At 61.0% G+C, this 17943-nt stretch carries 15 protein-coding genes; 6 read left to right on the top strand and 9 right to left on the bottom strand.

Annotated elements, in window-relative coordinates:
- Positions 1-8: 8 nt before the first annotated feature.
- Positions 9-1424 (bottom strand): acetyl-CoA carboxylase biotin carboxylase subunit, encoded by a 1416-nt coding sequence (locus V6M90_RS05795; protein WP_010565910.1) that lies wholly within the window; start codon positions 1422-1424, stop codon positions 9-11.
- A gap of 197 nt (positions 1425-1621) precedes the next feature.
- Between V6M90_RS05795 and V6M90_RS05800 the strand changes: the two genes are divergently transcribed.
- Positions 1622-2596 (top strand): LysR family transcriptional regulator, encoded by a 975-nt coding sequence (locus V6M90_RS05800; RefSeq protein ID WP_141062828.1) that lies wholly within the window; start codon positions 1622-1624, stop codon positions 2594-2596.
- Here the strand turns inward: V6M90_RS05800 and V6M90_RS05805 are convergent.
- The 3 genes from V6M90_RS05805 to V6M90_RS05815 all read right to left on the bottom strand — a co-directional run bounded on the left by V6M90_RS05805 (position 2526) and on the right by V6M90_RS05815 (position 6751).
- Positions 2526-2723 (bottom strand): PA3496 family putative envelope integrity protein, encoded by a 198-nt coding sequence (locus V6M90_RS05805; RefSeq protein ID WP_078735289.1) that lies wholly within the window; start codon positions 2721-2723, stop codon positions 2526-2528. The two genes, V6M90_RS05800 and V6M90_RS05805, sit on opposite strands and share 71 nt — an antisense overlap.
- Before the next feature lie 126 nt (positions 2724-2849).
- On the bottom strand, positions 2850-3716 hold the full coding sequence (gene hexR, locus V6M90_RS05810) for a transcriptional regulator HexR (protein WP_003177007.1): 867 nt from the start codon (positions 3714-3716) through the stop codon (positions 2850-2852).
- A 161-nt stretch (positions 3717-3877) separates the two neighbouring features.
- A complete protein-coding gene (locus tag V6M90_RS05815; RefSeq protein WP_042945508.1) occupies positions 3878-6751 on the bottom strand; it encodes an EAL domain-containing protein in 2874 nt (957 codons plus the stop codon).
- A gap of 278 nt (positions 6752-7029) precedes the next feature.
- Between V6M90_RS05815 and uvrD the strand changes: the two genes are divergently transcribed.
- From uvrD to V6M90_RS05830, 3 genes are all read left to right on the top strand, one after another.
- The gene (uvrD, locus tag V6M90_RS05820) at positions 7030-9213 is read left to right on the top strand and encodes a DNA helicase II (RefSeq protein WP_003177009.1); all 2184 of its coding nucleotides are present in this window, start codon (positions 7030-7032) and stop codon (positions 9211-9213) included.
- A gap of 296 nt (positions 9214-9509) precedes the next feature.
- Complete coding sequence (locus tag V6M90_RS05825; protein WP_003177010.1) at positions 9510-10379, top strand: Tim44 domain-containing protein; 870 nt, start codon at positions 9510-9512, stop codon at positions 10377-10379.
- A 135-nt stretch (positions 10380-10514) separates the two neighbouring features.
- Entirely contained in the window at positions 10515-10922 is a 408-nt protein-coding gene (locus tag V6M90_RS05830; protein WP_078735291.1) for an SMI1/KNR4 family protein, read from the top strand.
- Between the two features lie 82 nt (positions 10923-11004).
- Here the strand turns inward: V6M90_RS05830 and V6M90_RS05835 are convergent, their stop codons facing one another.
- A complete protein-coding gene (locus V6M90_RS05835) occupies positions 11005-12768 on the bottom strand; it encodes a cation:proton antiporter (RefSeq protein WP_003177012.1) in 1764 nt (587 codons plus the stop codon).
- Positions 12769-13062: 294 nt separating this feature from the next.
- On the opposite strand from V6M90_RS05835, the gene V6M90_RS05840 reads away from it, so the two are divergent.
- Entirely contained in the window at positions 13063-13548 is a 486-nt protein-coding gene (locus V6M90_RS05840) for an acyl-CoA thioesterase (RefSeq protein WP_003177014.1), read from the top strand.
- A gap of 83 nt (positions 13549-13631) precedes the next feature.
- Here V6M90_RS05840 and pdxY read toward each other — a convergent pair whose 3' ends face one another.
- Positions 13632-14504 carry a pyridoxal kinase PdxY gene (gene pdxY / locus V6M90_RS05845; RefSeq protein WP_078826632.1) on the bottom strand — a complete coding sequence of 291 codons (873 nt, stop codon included), beginning with the start codon at positions 14502-14504 and terminating at the stop codon, positions 13632-13634.
- A 117-nt stretch (positions 14505-14621) separates the two neighbouring features.
- Between pdxY and V6M90_RS05850 the strand changes: the two genes are divergently transcribed.
- Positions 14622-15017 (top strand): DUF3301 domain-containing protein, encoded by a 396-nt coding sequence (locus V6M90_RS05850; protein ID WP_003177016.1) that lies wholly within the window; start codon positions 14622-14624, stop codon positions 15015-15017.
- Here V6M90_RS05850 and V6M90_RS05855 read toward each other — a convergent pair.
- The 3 genes from V6M90_RS05855 to zigA are packed head-to-tail and all read right to left on the bottom strand — an operon-like array spanning position 15011 to position 17867.
- Positions 15011-15973 carry a CobW family GTP-binding protein gene (locus tag V6M90_RS05855; RefSeq protein WP_332846195.1) on the bottom strand — a complete coding sequence of 321 codons (963 nt, stop codon included), beginning with the start codon at positions 15971-15973 and terminating at the stop codon, positions 15011-15013. The two genes, V6M90_RS05850 and V6M90_RS05855, sit on opposite strands and share 7 nt — an antisense overlap.
- 44 nt (positions 15974-16017) lie before the next feature.
- On the bottom strand, positions 16018-16662 hold the full coding sequence (locus V6M90_RS05860) for a DUF1826 domain-containing protein (RefSeq protein ID WP_332846196.1): 645 nt from the start codon (positions 16660-16662) through the stop codon (positions 16018-16020).
- The gene (gene zigA / locus V6M90_RS05865) at positions 16662-17867 is read right to left on the bottom strand and encodes a zinc metallochaperone GTPase ZigA (protein WP_003177019.1); all 1206 of its coding nucleotides are present in this window, start codon (positions 17865-17867) and stop codon (positions 16662-16664) included. Before zigA ends, V6M90_RS05860 begins: the two co-directional genes overlap by 1 nt.
- Between the last annotated feature and the right edge of the window lie 76 nt (positions 17868-17943).

Genomic DNA, 17943 nt, shown 5'->3' on the forward strand with positions numbered 1-17943 from the left:
AATATTCCTCACAGGCCTGCGTGGGCGGCGATGGCGGCGGCGATGGCCAAGGCCAGCTCTTCGGGTTTGCGCTTGATCGAGTAGTTGGTCAGCTCAGGGTGGCTTTCCACGAAACTGGTGTTGAACTGGCCGCTGCGGAATTCCGGGTTGCGCAGGATTTCCTGGTAATAAGCGGCGGTGGTCTTCACGCCTTGCAGGCGCATGTCGTCCAAGGCGCGCAGGCCGCGGTCCATGGCTTCTTCCCAGGTCAACGCCCACACCACCAACTTGAGGCACATGGAGTCGTAGAACGGTGGGATGGTGTAACCGGTGTAGATCGCCGTGTCGGTACGCACGCCGGGTCCGCCGGGCGCGTAGTAACGGGTGATCTTGCCGAAGCTTGGGAGGAAGTTGTTCTTCGGGTCTTCGGCGTTGATACGGAACTGCAACGCGAAGCCACGGTGCTGGATATCTTCCTGCTTTACCGACAGCGGCAGGCCCGAGGCGATGCGGATTTGCTCGCGAACGATGTCGATCCCGGTGATTTCTTCGGTGATGGTGTGTTCCACCTGCACCCGGGTGTTCATCTCCATGAAGTACACCTCGCCCTCGGCGAGCAGGAACTCCACGGTGCCGGCGTTCTCGTAGCCCACGGCCTTGGCGGCGCGCACCGACAGGTCGCCGATGTAGGCGCGCTGTTCAGGGGTCAGCTGTGGGCTGGGGGCGATTTCGATAAGCTTCTGGTTGCGGCGCTGGATCGAGCAATCGCGCTCGAACAGGTGCACCACATTGCCAAAGCTGTCACCGAGGATCTGCGCCTCGATGTGCTTGGGATTGACGATGCATTTTTCCAGGAACACTTCCGCCGAACCGAAGGCCTTGGTCGCTTCGGAGATCACGCGAGGGAAGGCTTGTTCGAGTTCTTCGCGGCTGTTGCAACGACGAATACCGCGACCGCCACCACCGGAGGTGGCCTTGAGCATCACCGGGTAACCGATACGGTCGCCTTCGGTGAGGGCTTCGGCGATGTCGGCGACGTTGCCTTCGGTGCCAGGGGTGACCGGCACGCCGGCCTTGATCATGCTGCGGCGCGCTTCGGTCTTGTCGCCCATGCGGCGGATCACTTCAGCGGCCGGACCGATGAACTTGATTCCGCGTTCGGCGCAGATGTCCGCAAGTTCCGCGTTTTCGGACAGGAAACCGTAGCCAGGATGCAGCGCATCACAGCCGGTTTCCACGGCCAGGTTCACCAGCTTGCGCGGGTTGAGGTAGCCCGCCAACGGCTCGGCGCCAATGCTGTGGGCTTCGTCGGCACGCTTGACGTGCAACGCATGACGGTCGGCGTCGGAATACACCGCGACCGAGCGAATGCCCATCTCGGCGCAGGCACGCACGATTCGTACGGCAATCTCACCACGGTTGGCGATCAGGATCTTTTTTATCACTTGGAAATTCCCTTGAGCCGATTGCTGCGTTCTTCGACCCGCTTGGAGCCGGGTCGGCGCGTGACTAAATGTTTCATGACAGTCGCGAGACACACACTAAGCCCGCTGATGGATTAACAAAAATCAATAATTATTGGGTCGGGCATAAGTAAAGACTTATAGTTGGCCCATCAGTCTGGCACGGAAGTAGGAAAATAATGCGTAAGTCATTGATGCGCATGACATTGCGTCAACTGCAGATCTTTAATGAAGTGTGCGATTTGCGCTCGTACAGCCGCGCGGCCGAAGAAATGTCGCTCACACAACCGGCCGTTAGCCTACAAATTCGTCAGTTGGAAGAGCTGATCGGCCAGCCACTGTTCGATTACGTCGGCAAAAAACTCTACATGACCGAGGCCGCCGAAGCCCTGCAGCGCGCCAGTCGCGACATCTTCGGCCGCCTGGAAAACCTCGATATGCAGTTGTCGGACATGCAGGGCTCATTGCAAGGCCAGCTCAAGCTGGCGATTGAATCCAGCGCGAAGTACTTCGTCCCGCATTTGTTTGCCGCGTTCAAGCGCCAACACCCCGACGTGCAACTGCATCTGACCGTGGTCAACCGCGCCCAAGTCATTCGTCGCCTTTCCGACAACCGCGACGACCTGGTGATCATGTCCATGGTGCCCCAGGATATGGGCCTGGAGTTCCTGCCGTTTCTCAACAACCCCATCGTTGCCGTGGCGCTGCCGGATCATCCCTTGAGCCTGCAAGGGCCGCTGCGCCTGCAGGATCTGGAACCCTACACCCTGCTCATCCGCGAACCGGGCTCCGGCACGCGGCTGGCGTGTGAGGAATACTTCAAGGAAAAACGCGTGCACTTCACCCAGACGCTGGAAGTGGCCTCGGCCGAGGCGCAGCGTGAATGCGTATGCGCGGGGCTGGGCGTGGCGTTGTTGACGCGCCACGCCCTGAACCTGGAACTGGCCACCGGCGGGCTCAAGGAGCTGCCGGTGGAAGAGCTGCCGCTGTACCGCAGTTGGTGCCTGGTGCAGGCCAAGGCCAAGCGCCTGTCACCGGTGGCCCATGCGTTCCTGGGCTTTATCCGCAGCGAACGGGTGCAGATCAGCGCGCTGGCTGAGCGCTTCGCTGGGCAGCCGCGGGTGCCTGCCAGTGCAGTTCCGGGTAGTCACTGATGCTCTGGAGCAGCTGGCGCTGATCGCAGCGGTCTTCGATTGCGCGACGGAACGCCATGCGGCGCTGGTCTTCCTGCTGACGACGGGTTTTGACGCAGCTGTTGCTGTCTTCGTAGGGCCGGGCCATTTGGAGTCTCCCAATGCGATTACGGGAGTACAGGATGGCCGTGGGGGATGACGCGACGATGACAGCCCGATGAAGATTCTGGACACGCAGGAGAGCCCCCTCCCACATTTGGATCTGTGTACAGTTTCAGTCGTCCAGGGCTTTGACCGATTTTGGCGACAACCGCAGGCTGCGCAAACTGCGCTTCACGCTCTTGAGGTGGTTGACCAGGCTTGGCCCGCGCGCCATGGCCACACCCATCGCCAACACGTCGATCACCACCAGGTGGGCGATGCGCGAGGTCAGCGGTGTGTAGATCTCGGTGTCTTCGTGCACATCGATCGCCAGGTTGACCGTGGACAGCTCGGCCAACGGCGTCTGGCTCGGGCACAGGGTGATCAACGACGCACCGCTCTCACGCACCAGGTTGGCGGTGATCAGCAGGTCCTTGGAGCGACCGGACTGAGAAATGCAGATCGCCACGTCGGTCGGCTTCAAGGTCACTGCCGACATCGCCTGCATGTGCGGGTCGCTATAGGCCGCCGCCGTGAGCAGCAAGCGGAAGAATTTGTGCTGGGCATCGGCCGCCACGGCGCCGGACGCACCGAAGCCATAGAACTCGACACGCTGGGCCTGGGACATGGCGGTCACGGCCTTTTGCAGCTCCACCGGATCGAGCTTTTCACGCACTTCCATCAGGGTGTGTAACGTAGTGTCGAAAATTTTCAGGCTGTAATCGGCGACGGAGTCGTCTTCGTGAATCGCAAACTGGCCGAAGCTGGCGCCGGCGGCCAGGCTCTGGGCCAGCTTGAGTTTCAAGTCCTGGAAACCGGAGCAACCGATGGCACGGCAGAAACGCACGATGGTCGGCTCGCTGATGCCCACGCTGTGGGCCAGATCGGCCATGGAACTGTGCATCACAGCCGCAGGGTCAAGCAGCACGTGATCGGCAACCTTGAGTTCCGATTTGCGTAACAGGTGGCGCGACTGGGCGATATGTTGCAACAGGTTCAAAGGGCAGGACTCTTGTTATTGGCAGGGCCAGGGATGTAGCAAGCTTGTAGTTATACTACAAGAATTACCGTTTTGCCCGTCCGACGCATCACTAAATCGCCCTGCTGCCCTCTGATTCAAAGGGCAGGCGGTTTGTAGCCACAACGGCGCCCTTGGCGTCTCTAGGAAAAATCCACGTTTTTGCGTAACAAATCCGCCAACCCGTCGGCCTGCATCGGCCGGCTGATCAAGTAGCCTTGCACTTCGTCACAGCGCTCCACCCGCAGGAAGTCCAGTTGCTGCTGATCTTCCACGCCTTCGGCCACGACCTTGAGCGACAAACCGTGAGCCATGGCGATGATCGCTCGGGTGATGGCGGCATCTTCGCGACCTTGGCCGAGACCACGGATGAAGGCTTGATCGATCTTTACGTAGTCCACCGGGATGCGCTTGAGGTAGCTGAGGGACGAATAGCCGGTGCCGAAGTCGTCGATGGCCAGCTTCACGCCCAGATCCCGCAGCTGCTGGAACGTCGCAATGATGTGTTCGACGCTGTCGAGCAACTGGCTTTCGGTCAATTCCAACTCAAGGTATTGCGGGTCCAGGCCGGTTTCTTCCAGCACTTGGCGCACCAGGCTGACCAACTTGCCCTGGCGCAACTGATGCACCGACAGGTTCACTGACACGCGAATCGGTGCCAGCCCCTGGCGCTGCCATTCGCACGCCTGCCAGCACGCTTCACGCAAGACAAATTCGCCCAGCGGCACGATCAGGCCGGTTTCTTCGGCCAGACCGATAAAGTCGGCGGGTGGCACCATGCCCCACTGCGGGTGCTCCCAACGGATCAACGCTTCGACCGCATTGAGCTTGCCGGTGGCCAGGCACAGTTTGGGCTGATAGAACACGGTGAGCTGACGCTCGTCGATGGCTTTGCGCAGGTGGTTTTCCAGCTGCAGGCGCTCCAGGGTGCTGGCTTGCAGGCTGTCGGTGTAGAACTGGAAGTTATTGCCGCCCAGGTGCTTGGCGTGCTGCATGGCCATGTTCGACTGGCTGACCAACGCAGAAATTTCCCGCGCATTGTCCGGCAGCAGGCTTACGCCCATCGAAGCACTGACTACCAGCTCATGGCCTTCCACCGCCACCGGCACCCGTAGCTTGGCCAGCAGCCGCGTAGCCACCCGCGCCAGGCTCGACAGGTTGCCGTAGGCGTCGAACAGCACCGCAAACTCATCGCCGGACAGGCGCGCAATGGTGTCCGCTTCAGGCAAAGCGTTGATCAGCCGACGAGCCATCTTTTGCAACAACTGGTCGGCGACTTCATGACCCAGGCTGTCGTTGAGCAGTTTGAAGCGATCAAGGTTGATGTGCAGCAGCGCAAGGCTGCGCCCGCCCTGGCGCACACGCTGATGCGCCTCGCGCAACCGTTCGCGGAACAGCGAGCGGTTGGCCAGGCCGGTCAATTCATCGTAATGGGTGAGGTAGCGCATGCGCTCCTCGGACTCGCGCCGCGCCGACAAATCGGCGAAGAAACCCACGATATGACTGACTTTTCCCCGTAGATCGCGCACGGCATTCAGCTGTAGCCATTGCGGGTACAGCTCGCCGTTCTTGCGCGTTTCCACCAACTCGCCCTGCCACGTGCCGTGGCTGAGCAACGCCTGGCGGATCACTGGGAAGTGACGGCGCGCATCGCGGCTGCTGGGCAGTTCCACCACGTTGCGACCCAGCATGTCATCGATTTCAAAACCGGTGACGCGGCTGAACGCCTGGTTGACGGCAAGCAGGACGTAGTCCGGATCGAGGATCACGATGCCCTCGCTGGCGGCTTCGAACACCGTCGATGCCAGCCGCTGCTGTTCTTCAAGCACTTTGCCAGCACTGATATCGCGGCGAGTGCCGAGCATGCGGATCACGCGCCCGTTCGGCGCACGCTCCACGGCGCGGCCGCGATCCTCGATCCACACCCAGTGGCCAGCACCATGGCGCACGCGGTACTCCACCTGATAATCCTCGGTACGGCCCTTGAGGTGCTCCACCAGGGCGCGCTTGAGCAGCGGCAAGTCGTCGGGGTGCAGGCGTGGCTTGAGATGACCGAGCATGGCCGTGACGTACTCGGGCTCCAGGCCGAACAGCTCTTTTAGCTGCGTGTGATGGACTTCATCGGTTTGCAGGTTCCAGTCCCACAGACCCAGTTCACTGGCTTGCAGGGCCATGACCAGGCGCGCTTCGCTTTTGTTCAGGGCCAGGCTGGCGGCGTCCAGCTCCTGACTGCGTTGGGCCACGCGGTCCTGCAGGCCGAGTTGCGCTTCGCGCAGTTCCTCCTCGACTTGACGACGCTGCTCGACTTCACGCATCAGGTCCTGGTTTAACTGCTCGCTGCGCTGCTGCGCCTCTTGCAGATGCTCGATCAGCGCCTGATTCTGGAAACGCCGTAATAATTCGCGCTGGATCAGCCGGTTGATCTGCCATGCCACCAGGTTCAGCGACACCAGCAGGATCAGACCGAGCACGCCCCAGCCTTGTTGCTGCGGGTTGCCATCCCACAATAGATACACGATGGACGGCACCAGGCACGGCACGGCAAAGGATAGAAACGCCGGCAGGCTCACGGCGTAGGCCACACTGGCCGACAAGGTGGCAGCGCCGATCAGGCCAAATACCCAGGCTTGCTGCATGAAGCTGTTCACCGGTGCCAGGGCGATGGCGGCAGCGGCCAGGGTCAAGCCGCTCACCGCCGAACCGAGCATGAACATGCGCCGCCACACCGGGTGGGCCTGGCGGCTGGGCATGGCCGAATCGAAAGCCGCCACCTGGATCACACGCAGGGCAACCAACGCCAGCAGCCAGACCAGCCAGATGCTGTCCAGCAGCACTTGCCTGGGGTTCCACAGCAGCCAGACGCAGACCAGGCCATTGACCAGCATTAACAAGGTAGGCAGCAAAGAACCCTGATACAGCAGGCGTGTACGTTCGACCGCGATCTCGGTGGCGTAGTGTTTGCGGATGACCTGCGCGGGCGATATCGAGAGGCCCATCAGATCGGAGCTAAGGGTCATAGGCAGTGTTCTTATAATGGTGAGCCCGAAACGTCGACGGAGCATACACAAGCAAAGGCTCGGGCCAAACTGCTCCAGGTCATAAAAACTACCCGGTCATCCTCCGCAAACCTCGGGCCCAGAGGGCTTGAGCGAGACACCGTGCGGGCTGCGCGGCTGACCGACCGGTCATCACCCCAGGCAGAATGTTTGCCCGGCCCGAACCGCAGCGGCTATTTTGCATCGACCATCCGGCATTGGGATTTGCCCGACACCCCCCGGCACCCTAGAATGCGCCGATGCGCGATGATCTCTCTCTTTTGCTGAACTCCCTCAACGATGCCCAACGCCAGGCCGTAGCAGCCCCCGTTGGCCGTCAGTTGGTCCTGGCCGGTGCTGGCTCCGGTAAAACCCGAGTGCTGGTGCACCGTATCGCCTGGTTGATCCAGGTCGAGAACGCGTCCCCGCATTCGATCCTGTCGGTGACTTTCACCAACAAGGCCGCTGCCGAGATGCGTCACCGTATCGAGCAGTTGATGGGCATCAGCCCGGCCGGCATGTGGGTGGGCACCTTCCATGGCCTGGCGCACCGCCTGTTGCGGGCGCATTGGCAGGAAGCAGGCCTGGCCCAGACCTTCCAGATTCTGGACAGCGATGACCAGCAACGCCTGGTCAAGCGAGTCATCCGCGAACTGGGCCTCGACGAACAACGCTGGCCGGCGCGCCAGGCCCAGTGGTTTATCAACGGCCAGAAAGACGAGGGCCTGCGCCCGCAACATATCCAGGCCAGCGGCGATTTGTTCCTGGCGACCATGCGCAGCATTTATGAAGCCTACGAGGCCGCCTGCGTACGCGCCGGGGTGATCGACTTCTCCGAGCTGCTGTTGCGCGCCCTCGACCTGTGGCGCGACAACCCAGGCTTGCTGGCCCATTACCAGAAGCGCTTTCGCCACATTCTGGTGGACGAGTTCCAGGACACCAACGCCGTGCAATACGCCTGGTTGCGCCTGCTGGCCAAAGGCGGCGACAGCCTGATGGTGGTGGGCGACGACGACCAGTCGATCTACGGCTGGCGCGGCGCGAAAATCGAGAACATCTACCAGTATTCCGAAGATTTCCCGGACGCGGTCACCATACGCCTGGAGCAGAACTACCGCTCCACCGCCGGCATCCTCAAGGCCGCCAACGCCTTGATCGCCAACAACACCGGGCGCCTGGGCAAAGAGCTGTGGACCGACGGCGGCGAAGGCGAAGCGATCAACCTCTACGCCGCCTTCAACGAGCACGACGAAGCGCGCTATGTGGTGGAAACCATCGAAAGCGCCCTGAAGACCGGCCTGGCACGCAGCGATATCGCGATTCTGTACCGCTCCAACGCCCAATCGCGTGTATTGGAAGAAGCCCTGCTGCGCGAACGCATCCCCTACCGCATCTATGGCGGCCAGCGCTTCTTCGAGCGGGCTGAAATCAAGAACGCCATGGCGTACCTGCGTCTGCTGGAAGGCCGTGGCAACGATGCGGCGCTGGAGCGGGTGATCAATATCCCGGCCCGTGGCATCGGCGAGAAAACCGTTGAAGCGATCCGCGACCATGCGCGCCACGCCGATGTGTCGATGTGGGAGTCCATGCGCCTGCTGATCGCCAATAAAGGCCTGACCGGTCGCGCTGCCGGTGCGTTGGGCGTGTTTGTCGAGCTGATCGAGAACCTCGCCGCCAAATGTGCGGATATGCCGCTGCACTTGATGACCCAGACGGTAATCGAGCAGTCCGGGCTGATCGCCTATCACGAAGCGGAAAAAGGCGAGAAGGGCCAGGCTCGGGTAGAAAACCTCGAGGAACTGGTCAGCGCCGCCCGTGCGTTCGAAAACACCGAGGAAGACGAAGAGCTGACTCCCCTCGCCGCGTTCCTCGGCCACGCATCACTGGAGGCCGGTGACACTCAGGCCGACGAGCATGAAGACAGCATCCAGTTGATGACCTTGCACAGCGCCAAGGGCCTGGAGTTTCCGTATGTGTTCCTGGTGGGCATGGAAGAAGGCCTGTTCCCGCACAAGATGAGCCTGGAGGAGCCCGGCCGCCTTGAGGAAGAACGCCGCCTGGCCTACGTTGGGATCACCCGTGCGATGCAGAACCTGGTGATGACCTATGCCGAGACCCGACGCCTGTACGGCAGCGAGACCTACAATAAGGTGTCGCGTTTCGTACGTGAAGTGCCTAAGGGTCTGATCCAGGAAGTGCGTCTCTCCAACAGCGTCAGTCGCCCGTTCGGCGGCGGCCAGCAGCAGAACTCCAGCACCCTGTTCGCCGGTTCCGAGATTCCGGAAACCCCGTTCAGCCTTGGCCAGCAGGTCAAGCATGCGATCTTCGGTGAAGGCGTGATCCTCAACTTCGAAGGTGCCGGTGCCCAGGCCCGCGTACAGGTGAACTTCGCCGAAGGCAGCAAGTGGCTGATGATGGGTTACGCAAAGCTCGAAGCTGTCTGAGCTGATCATCTGTGGCGAGGGAGCTTGCTCCCGCTGGCGTGCGCAGCGCGCCCGTTTTTTGGGGCTGCTACGCAGCCCAGCGGGAACAAGCTCCCTCGCCACAATGAAACACTGCGTAACATGAAGATTGTCGGCCCGCCCTTGTTTTAGACAAGTGCGGACCTACATCTGTAACTAGTCCTACAGCCCCTTCGGATTAGGTCTTACGCAAAAGCCCGAAACATTATGTCGCTAGCCACTGTCATTACACCTGTGCAACATGGCGCGCGTGCAATCCACAAATGGGAATTCCCTTTATGAAACGTTTTCTTAGCATCGCCATGGCGTTGTGCATCGGCCTGACGATGAGCCTCGACGCCAACGCCAAACGCTTCGGTGGCGGCAAAAGCTCGGGCGCGGCGCCGACTCACCAGACCAGCCAAATGGCTCCAACCGCCGGTGCGGGCGGTGCTGCGGCTACCGCGGGCGCAGCCGGTGCCACTGGCGCCGCCGCCAAAGCCGGCGGTGCTTCGCGCTGGTTGGGCCCTCTGGCCGGTATCGCAGCCGGTGGCCTGCTCGCGTCCATGTTCATGGGCGGCGGCTTCCAGGGCATGCAGATCTTCGACATCCTGATCATGGCCGTCATCGCCTTCCTGGTCTTCCGTTTCATCGCCGCCCGTCGTCGCAAGCAGCAGGAGCACCTGGCTCCAGCCGGCGCGCCGATGCAGCGTGAAGCGTTCGAGCAAAAACCTGCCATGGGTTCGATCTTCGGTGGTTCAGCAGCACCCGCTGCAGCCCGTCCGGTGATCAACGCACCGGCCTGGTTCAACGAAGAGCGCTTCGTCGAAGCGGCCCGCAGCCACTTCCAGTCCCTGCAGCAGCACTGGGACGCCAACGAAATGGACAAGATCTCCGAGTTCGTGACCCCACAACTGCTGGAGTTCCTCAAGCGCGAACGCGCCGACCTGGGCGACGGCTTCCAGTCGACCTATATCGACGACCTGCGCGTACAGCTGGACGGTGTGGACGATCGCGCCGACAAGACCATCGCCACCCTGACCTTCAGCGGTGTGTCGAAGACCTCGCGCTTCGATCAGGGCGAAGCGTTCAGCGAAAGCTGGAACATGGAACGCGCCCAAGGCGACGACCAGCCATGGCTGGTCGCCGGTATCCGCCAGAACGGCTGATCTCCGTACACATGTGCAAGCTGTAACAAAACCCCGGACTTGTTCCGGGGTTTTCTATTTCACGGTTGCACTTATAGCGAGCTACTGTATAAAACGCCCCTATTAACCGCGCCATCTAGCAAGAGGATCCCGGCCGTGGAAGAAATCATCGAACAACTGCGTGAAGCCAACGAACCGGTCCCGGTTCCCTTGGAGCTACCTGACGAAGATCAACTGGTCGAAATCGAAGAACAGCTGTTCATCGATATCCCATTTGTCTTCCGCGAATTCCTGCTGACCGTCAGCGACGTGGTCTACGGCAGCCTGGAGCCGGTCACCGTTACCGACCCACAATCCCACACCTACCTGCCGGATGTGGCCGCCAACGCCTGGGATGCCGGCGTGGATCGCAGCATGATCCCGATCTGCCAGGACGGCGACGACTACTACTGCGTCGAGGAAGACGGCACTGTGGTGCTGTGGTCCGCCGAAGAAGAACTCGTCCAGGAAGAAACCTGGGAATCGGTCTGGCACTGGGCGCGGGACGTCTGGCTGGAAAGCTGATAACCGCCCCCTATCCACCAGACTTGCTGTGGTGAGCGGGCTTGCCCCGCGCTGGGCCGCGTAGCGGCCCCCATCAGAGCCATTAGTGCTCCGGCGTGTCCTTGTGGTTATCCAGCGTCTCCAGCAACGCGACCTGCATCCGCGTATGCACGCGGATGAACCAGCGCCAGAGCACGGCCGCCACCGCCGCCGCGACCACGGCAATCAGCACCAGCAACTTGTTGGTCGGCAGAATACTGGCCGACAAGGCTGCCAATAGCAGGAAGATCACCAGCAGCGACAAAATGGGGATCAGCTCTGCAATTACCCGGCGCACGCGCTGGGTATGCCGCCCGGCCATCTCCGGTTTCACGCTCATCTGCGCCAGCAACATCGAGAGCGCCTTGAGCTTGCGGTACGCCGCGATCAAGAACGGCAGCGACAACAGCAAAGCCCCACCCCAGATCAATGCCTTCTGCCAGCTTGGATCGCTGATCCAGCCCTGCAGATAGCCGCCGATACGTGTTGCGAAAAAGCTGCCGGTGAAGAAGATCGCAATCACCAGCGCCAAATTGATCCCCACCTGCAGGATGATCTTGCGGATCATCGACGCCAGCATCGCGCCCTCGCCTTGCGGCTGAATGCTGCGCAGCCATTCACCATACATACCGAATACCCGGCTCATGCGCTGGGGCATCAACGCGGCAAGCTTCAATGACAACGGGTCGGCACCGCGAATCAGGTAAGGCGTGAGCAGCGTGGTAATCGCCGACACCGCGACCGCCACCGGATAAAGAAAATCGCTGGTGACCTGCAAGGTCATCCCCAACGCGGCGATGATGAAGGAGAACTCGCCAATCTGTGACAGCCCCATGCCCACACGCAGTGAGGTCCGACCATCATTGCCAGCGATAAACGCCCCCAGGCCGCAGGACAGCATCTTGCCCAGCACCACGGCCACGGTGATGACCGCGATTGGCCAGGCGTATTGCAGCAGGATCTGTGGATCGATCATCAAGCCGATCGCCACGAAGAAGATGGCACTGAACATGTCGCGAACCGGCTCGATCAGGCGCTCGATCTTAATCAACTGTCGGGACTCGGCCATGATCGCGCCGATCAGGAACGCCCCCAGCACCATGCTGTATTCGAGCTTGACCACCAACAGGCAGAAACCGAAGCACAGACCCAGTACCGTGATCAGCAGCATCTCATTGCTGTCGAACGTGGCCACGTAGGCCAGCAAACGCGGCACCAGCAAAATCCCGATGACCAGGGCGACGATCATGAACAGCGACAGCTTGCCGACGGTGGAGAATACTTCGCCGGAACTCACCGTGCCGCTGACGGCGATGCTCGACAGCAAGGCGATGATGCCGATGCCCAGGATGTCCTCGACGATCAGCACACCGAAGATCAGTTGGGCGAAGCGCTGGTCCTTCATCTTCAGGTCATTGAGCGCCTTGACGATGATGGTGGTCGAGGAAATCGCCAGGATTGCACCGAGGAACAGCGAGTCCATGGTGTTCCAGTCGAACCACTGGCCGATCTCGTAGCCGATCCAGATCATCAGGATGATTTCCAGGAAGGCCGCGATAAACGCAGTGGCGCCGACCTTGAACAGCTTGCGCAGGCTGAATTCCAGGCCCAGGCAGAACATCAGGAAGATCACCCCCAGCTCGGCAAGTGTCTTGATGGTGTCTTCGTCGTGAATCAGGCCGAACGGCGGGGTGTGCGGACCGATGATGAAGCCCGCGACGATGTACCCCAGCACCACCGGCTGCTTGAGGCGGTGAAACAGGACGGTGACCACCCCGGCTACCAGCATGATCACGGCCAAGTCCTGGATAAAGCTGATGGCGTGCATGGCGAGGGGCTCCTCCTTATGGGTACTGACGCTTTTGCCACGTCCACCTGCGAACATAAAAAGTCGCAAAGAGCGGAAGGAAAAGTCTGCCTTGATCGTAAGAAATACCCTGAGATGGGCTTTTGAAGGTTAACACCGCGACTTCCACCGGAAAGCCGGTGCAATATATGGAAACAGATCGGTCCAGGCGTGACGGCAAGCCGCCCACCGGCGTCCCGTAAGGGATGGCGCTGCAAAGATTCCAGCACCCGCAGAGGTGCGCCCCAACCAATGCCTACAACCCGTGAGTGTGCTATGGAACCCGGAAACGCCCAGCTGTCGATGACAGTACTGATGACCCCTGATATGGCCAACTTCTCAGGCAATGTCCACGGCGGCACCCTGCTCAAGTACCTCGACGAAGTGGCTTACGCCTGCGCGAGCCGTTATGCAGGCCGCTATGTGGTGACGTTGTCGGTGGATCAGGTGATTTTCCGCGAGCCGATCCATGTGGGCGAGCTGGTGACGTTCCTGGCGTCGGTCAACTACACCGGCAATACCTCGATGGAAGTGGGTATCAAGGTGGTGACCGAGAACATTCGCGAGCGCTCGGTACGCCATACCAACAGCTGCTTTTTCACCATGGTGGCCGTGGACGACCAGCGCAAACCGGCCGCCGTACCGCCGCTGCAACCGCACAACAGCGAAGACAAGCGCCGGTTCGTGCAGGCCCAGCAACGCCGGCAGATTCGCCAGGAGCTGGAGAAGCGGTATCAGGAAATCAAGGCGGACGCGCTGTAGGTCCCAACCTGCAAAGAGGGTCAAATGTGGGAGGGAGCAAGTCGAATCGTCGCACCGCCCCTCCCACATTGGGTTTTGTGTACTTACAGTCCGATCGGTGTTGCTTCAAACCGCACGCGCGGATGAGCAATACGATCCTGCGCCCGCACCAGTTCCAGTTCATAACTGGCACACGCCTGGGTTTCCAGCAGCACTTCATGTACCGCCGCCGCAGTGAACTCAAACGCCGCCAGCAGGCTATCGCCCAACAACACCCTTGCCAGAAACAAACCCGAAGTCAGGTCGCCCACGCCCACCGGCTGGCGCGGAAATGCCAGCAAGGGCCGGCGCAGGTGCCAACTGCCATCGGCCGTCACCAGCAGCATCTCGAAACCATCCGCCAGCTTGCCCGGGTAATCCAGGTGCTTGACCAGTACCGCCTTGGGCCCGCGCGCCAGCAACGCCTTGGCCATGGCCAGGCAATCGAACAGCGACTGCGGCTTGCGCCCGGCAAAGCTGTCCAGCTCCAGCTGGTTGGGGCACAGGAAATCAGCCATGGCGGCGGCTTCATCGAGCAGGAAATCGCTGACGTCCTGGGGCACGATGCAACCTTTTTCCGGATGGCCCATCACCGGGTCGCACAGGTACAGGGCCTTTGGGTTGATGGCTTTGATCCGCGCCACACCGGTAAGAATCGCCCGACCCTGGTCCGCACTGCCCAGGTAGCCGGAAAGGATCGCATCGCAGTTACCCAGCTCGCCAATCGCAGCGATGCCTTCCACCAGCGCAGGAATTTGCTGCGATGCCAACACTTCGCCCGCCCACTGTCCATACTGGGTGTGGTTGGAGAACTGCACCGTGTTCAGCGGCCACACATTTACCCCGACCCGCTGCATGGGGAACACGGCGGCGCTGTTTCCGGCGTGGCCGAAGACTACATGAGACTGGATCGCAAGCAGATGAGGTGTGCGTTTCATGCAGGGGATTTCCGTAAAGCCGTCGAAATTCTGGCCGCGCAGTATGCGACTAAACGCAGCCTGTACGACAGACCGGCGACGCAGTTAAGCTGCGCTCACTTTGTTGGAGTTTTTCACATGCTGACCCTGGGAAACATGTTCGTGTTGATGCTGCTGGCGACGGGCGCCGCCTGGGTATGGCACAACCACGGCTTGCGCGAGCGGGCGCTGGAGCGGGTCAAGCAGCATTGCGCCAAGCTCGATATCGAGTTGCTCGACGGCGCGGTGGCCTTGAAGCGCATAGGCTTTGTGAAGGATGCCAGCGGGCGGCGACGTTTGGCGCGTGTCTACAATTTCGAGTTCACGGTGACGGGTGAGGCTCGCCACAGCGGGACCATCACCCAATTCGGCGCCCACAGCGCGCAGATCGAACTGGCGCCCTACCCGTTCGAAGCCAAGGAACCGCTGCCCAGCGCGGACGTGATCGAGCTGAGCCAGTGGCGTCAGGACCACGCGACCAAGAAGCGTCAGTAACGGCAGGCCGCCAGTGCGGCCTGTAACGCGGCCAGGTCCTGTGGTGCGCTGAAAATCAATTCAATACGCGAATCTCGCCGCCACTCGCTGGGTTGCCAGACGAACGGGCTGTTATCCACAGAATTAGCGCTGAGCCATGCGTCACGGCTGTGGATAACCAGTTTGGCGCGGCGCCAATCAAGGCTTGTCAGCCATAAGACCAGGCGTTGCGGGTCAAATGGCTGGCTCGGGTGCCAGCGCCAGCCCACACTCCAGCCACCCTCCTGGGCCTGGCTCAAGCAAATCGGCACGGCGGGATCGCTCCAGATCGCCGGCATTTGCGCCAATCCCTTGGGTATGTCGAGGTTATCCACAGCCCCCTGCGCTTTTGCGTCCAGCCCCGGTAAACGTGCCAGCGGCAACTGCGCCTGATGGGTCCAGTGAAACGGGCAATCGGGTAGTTGCCGTTCGATTGCCTGGCGCTGTGCGGCGTTGAGCGCTTCGTCCTTGTTCAATACCAGCAACCCGGCACTGACCAGCGCCTGCTGCTGAGCCTGCGGCAAGGGTTTGCCCGCCGCCAGGGCCTGTGCATCGAGTACCAACACGCAGGGCTGAACGGCCAGCACGGTCTGCCACGGCGCTTCGCGCAACTGCTTGAGCAACTGCGCGGGGTGGCCCAGGCCCGAGGGTTCGATAAACAGCCGATCCGGCTTGGCCTTACGCAGCAGGCGACCCAGGCCTACCTGAAACGGTGCACCGTTCACACAGCACAGGCAGCCACCCGCCACTTCCCCAATAGCTATGCCGTCGTCATCCAGGGTCAGCAACGCGGCGTCCAGGCCTATCTGGCCGAACTCGTTGATCAACACCGCCCAGCGCTCGTTGGCCGGGCGTTGGGCAAGCAGGTGCTTGATCAGGCTGGTCTTGCCGGCGCCCAAAGGCCCGGCAATCACGTGAGTGGGAATGTTCTGCAGCATCAGGGGCATCGTTCGGGCCGTGTAGAGCGTTTGATCCTACGCGGTTATGCGAGCCAATCCAGCGTCAGAATCAATCGGCGCTCATCGGCTTTCAGGGCGGGTGAGCGGTGAATCAGGCCATGAGCTTCGTTGCCATGCCATTTGGTGCCCTTGAGCAACGCCACTTCGCCACACTGGATCTTCTCAATCCGCTCAAGGGGTTCGGCGTCCGGTTGGCTCAGTTTGCGTCGGTCCATAACGCCTTCACGCAACCATTGGCTACCGACGCCGGCATAGGTGGTGATCAACCGAACCGGCACATGGTCGACGTGAAAACGCGGGCACATGGCTTTGTCCAGCAAGCGCAGGCGCACGCCGATGCGCTTGGCGCCGAGCAGGCAGGCAAACGCGCTGACCAACCATGCCACATCGGCAATAAAGCCTTCATAGCCTTCAAGATCGCGGCAACTGGACGCCAGACCGCGCAAGTTCGGTTCGGCGTCTTCGCTGTTGAGCTCAATGACCATCGAGTCGGCCAGCGGCTCGTCAAGCGCCACCAGCAAGGCGCCGAATTCGGCGATGTGCAGCGGCAATTGGCGCTGCCACAGCGCCAGGTTGACGCCGTCTTCGAGGATCTCGGACAGCGCCAGCGGGGTGTCGCCACGGGTCTGGCGAATCACCGGACGCAAGGGGGTAAGGGGTGCCAGCATCAGGCTGCCTCTTCATACCAGGGGCCAAATGGATCAGCCAGCAGGCGCCAGCCTTCAACACCCAACGCCATTTCTTCATCAGTGAGCAGGCAGGCGTCCAACTCGGCACGCATCTGTGCAAAGTCGATGTGCTGCCCGATAAACACCAGTTCCTGGCGGCAGTCGCCGGTGCTCAGCTGCCAATTGCCCATGATCGCCGCGACGCTTTCTTCGTCCTGCGGCCATTGGCTTTTCGGCACAAAGCGCCACCAGCGTCCGGCAAAACCGTGGCGCATCAGGCCACCGGCCTGGGACCAACTGCCCGCATCCTGGTGCTTGCTGGCCAACCAGAAGAACCCCTTGGAGCGCAGCAATTTGCCGTTGACCCAAGGGCGGTCGATAAAATCAAAAAAGCGTTGCGGGTGGAACGGGCGACGGGCGCGATAGGCGGTGGAGGCGATACCGTATTCCTCGGTCTCCGGCACATGTTCACCACGCAGCTCCTGCAACCAACCCGGCGCTTGCGCGGCGCGTTCGAAGTCGAAGCGGCCGGTGTTGAGGATCTTGTCCAACGGCACTTCCCCCATGACCATCGGGATGATTTGCGCCTGGGCGTTGAGGCGTTCGAGGATCGCCATCAACTCTTCGCGCTCATGGCTGCCGATCAGGTCGATCTTGCTGATCAGGATGACGTCGGCGAATTCGATCTGTTCGATCAGCAGGTCAGTAATGGAGCGCTCATCCTCTTCGCCGAGGGTTTCGCCCCGTGAGGCCAGGCTTTCGGCGGCTTGGTAGTCGAGCAGGAAATTCATGCCGTCGACCACGGTAACCATGGTATCCAGCCGCGCGATATCGGCCAGGCTTTGCTCGTTTTCATCGCGGAAAGTGAAGGTTTCGGCCACCGGCAAAGGTTCGGAGATGCCAGTGGATTCGATCAGCAGGTAATCGAACCGACCTTCCCTGGCGAGTTTTCCGACCTCTTCGAGCAGGTCCTCACGCAAGGTGCAGCAGATGCAGCCGTTGCTCATTTCCACCAGTTTTTCTTCGGCACGATTGAGCGTGACGTCGCGCTGCACCTCACTGCCGTCGATATTGATTTCACTCATGTCGTTGACGATCACAGCCACCCGCAGGTTTTCGCGGTTGCGCAGAACATAGTTGAGCAGCGTGCTTTTACCGGCGCCGAGAAAGCCGGACAACACGGTAACGGGGAGACGATTGGGCATCAGGTGGTTCTCATCAGGGGTGGCCGATCATGGCAAGCGGTTCACGGGTCAGGCTGTTTTTAATGTTATAGTATAA

The organism is Pseudomonas lactucae (genome assembly GCF_036688725.1).
GTDB lineage: Bacteria > Pseudomonadota > Gammaproteobacteria > Pseudomonadales > Pseudomonadaceae > Aquipseudomonas > Aquipseudomonas lactucae.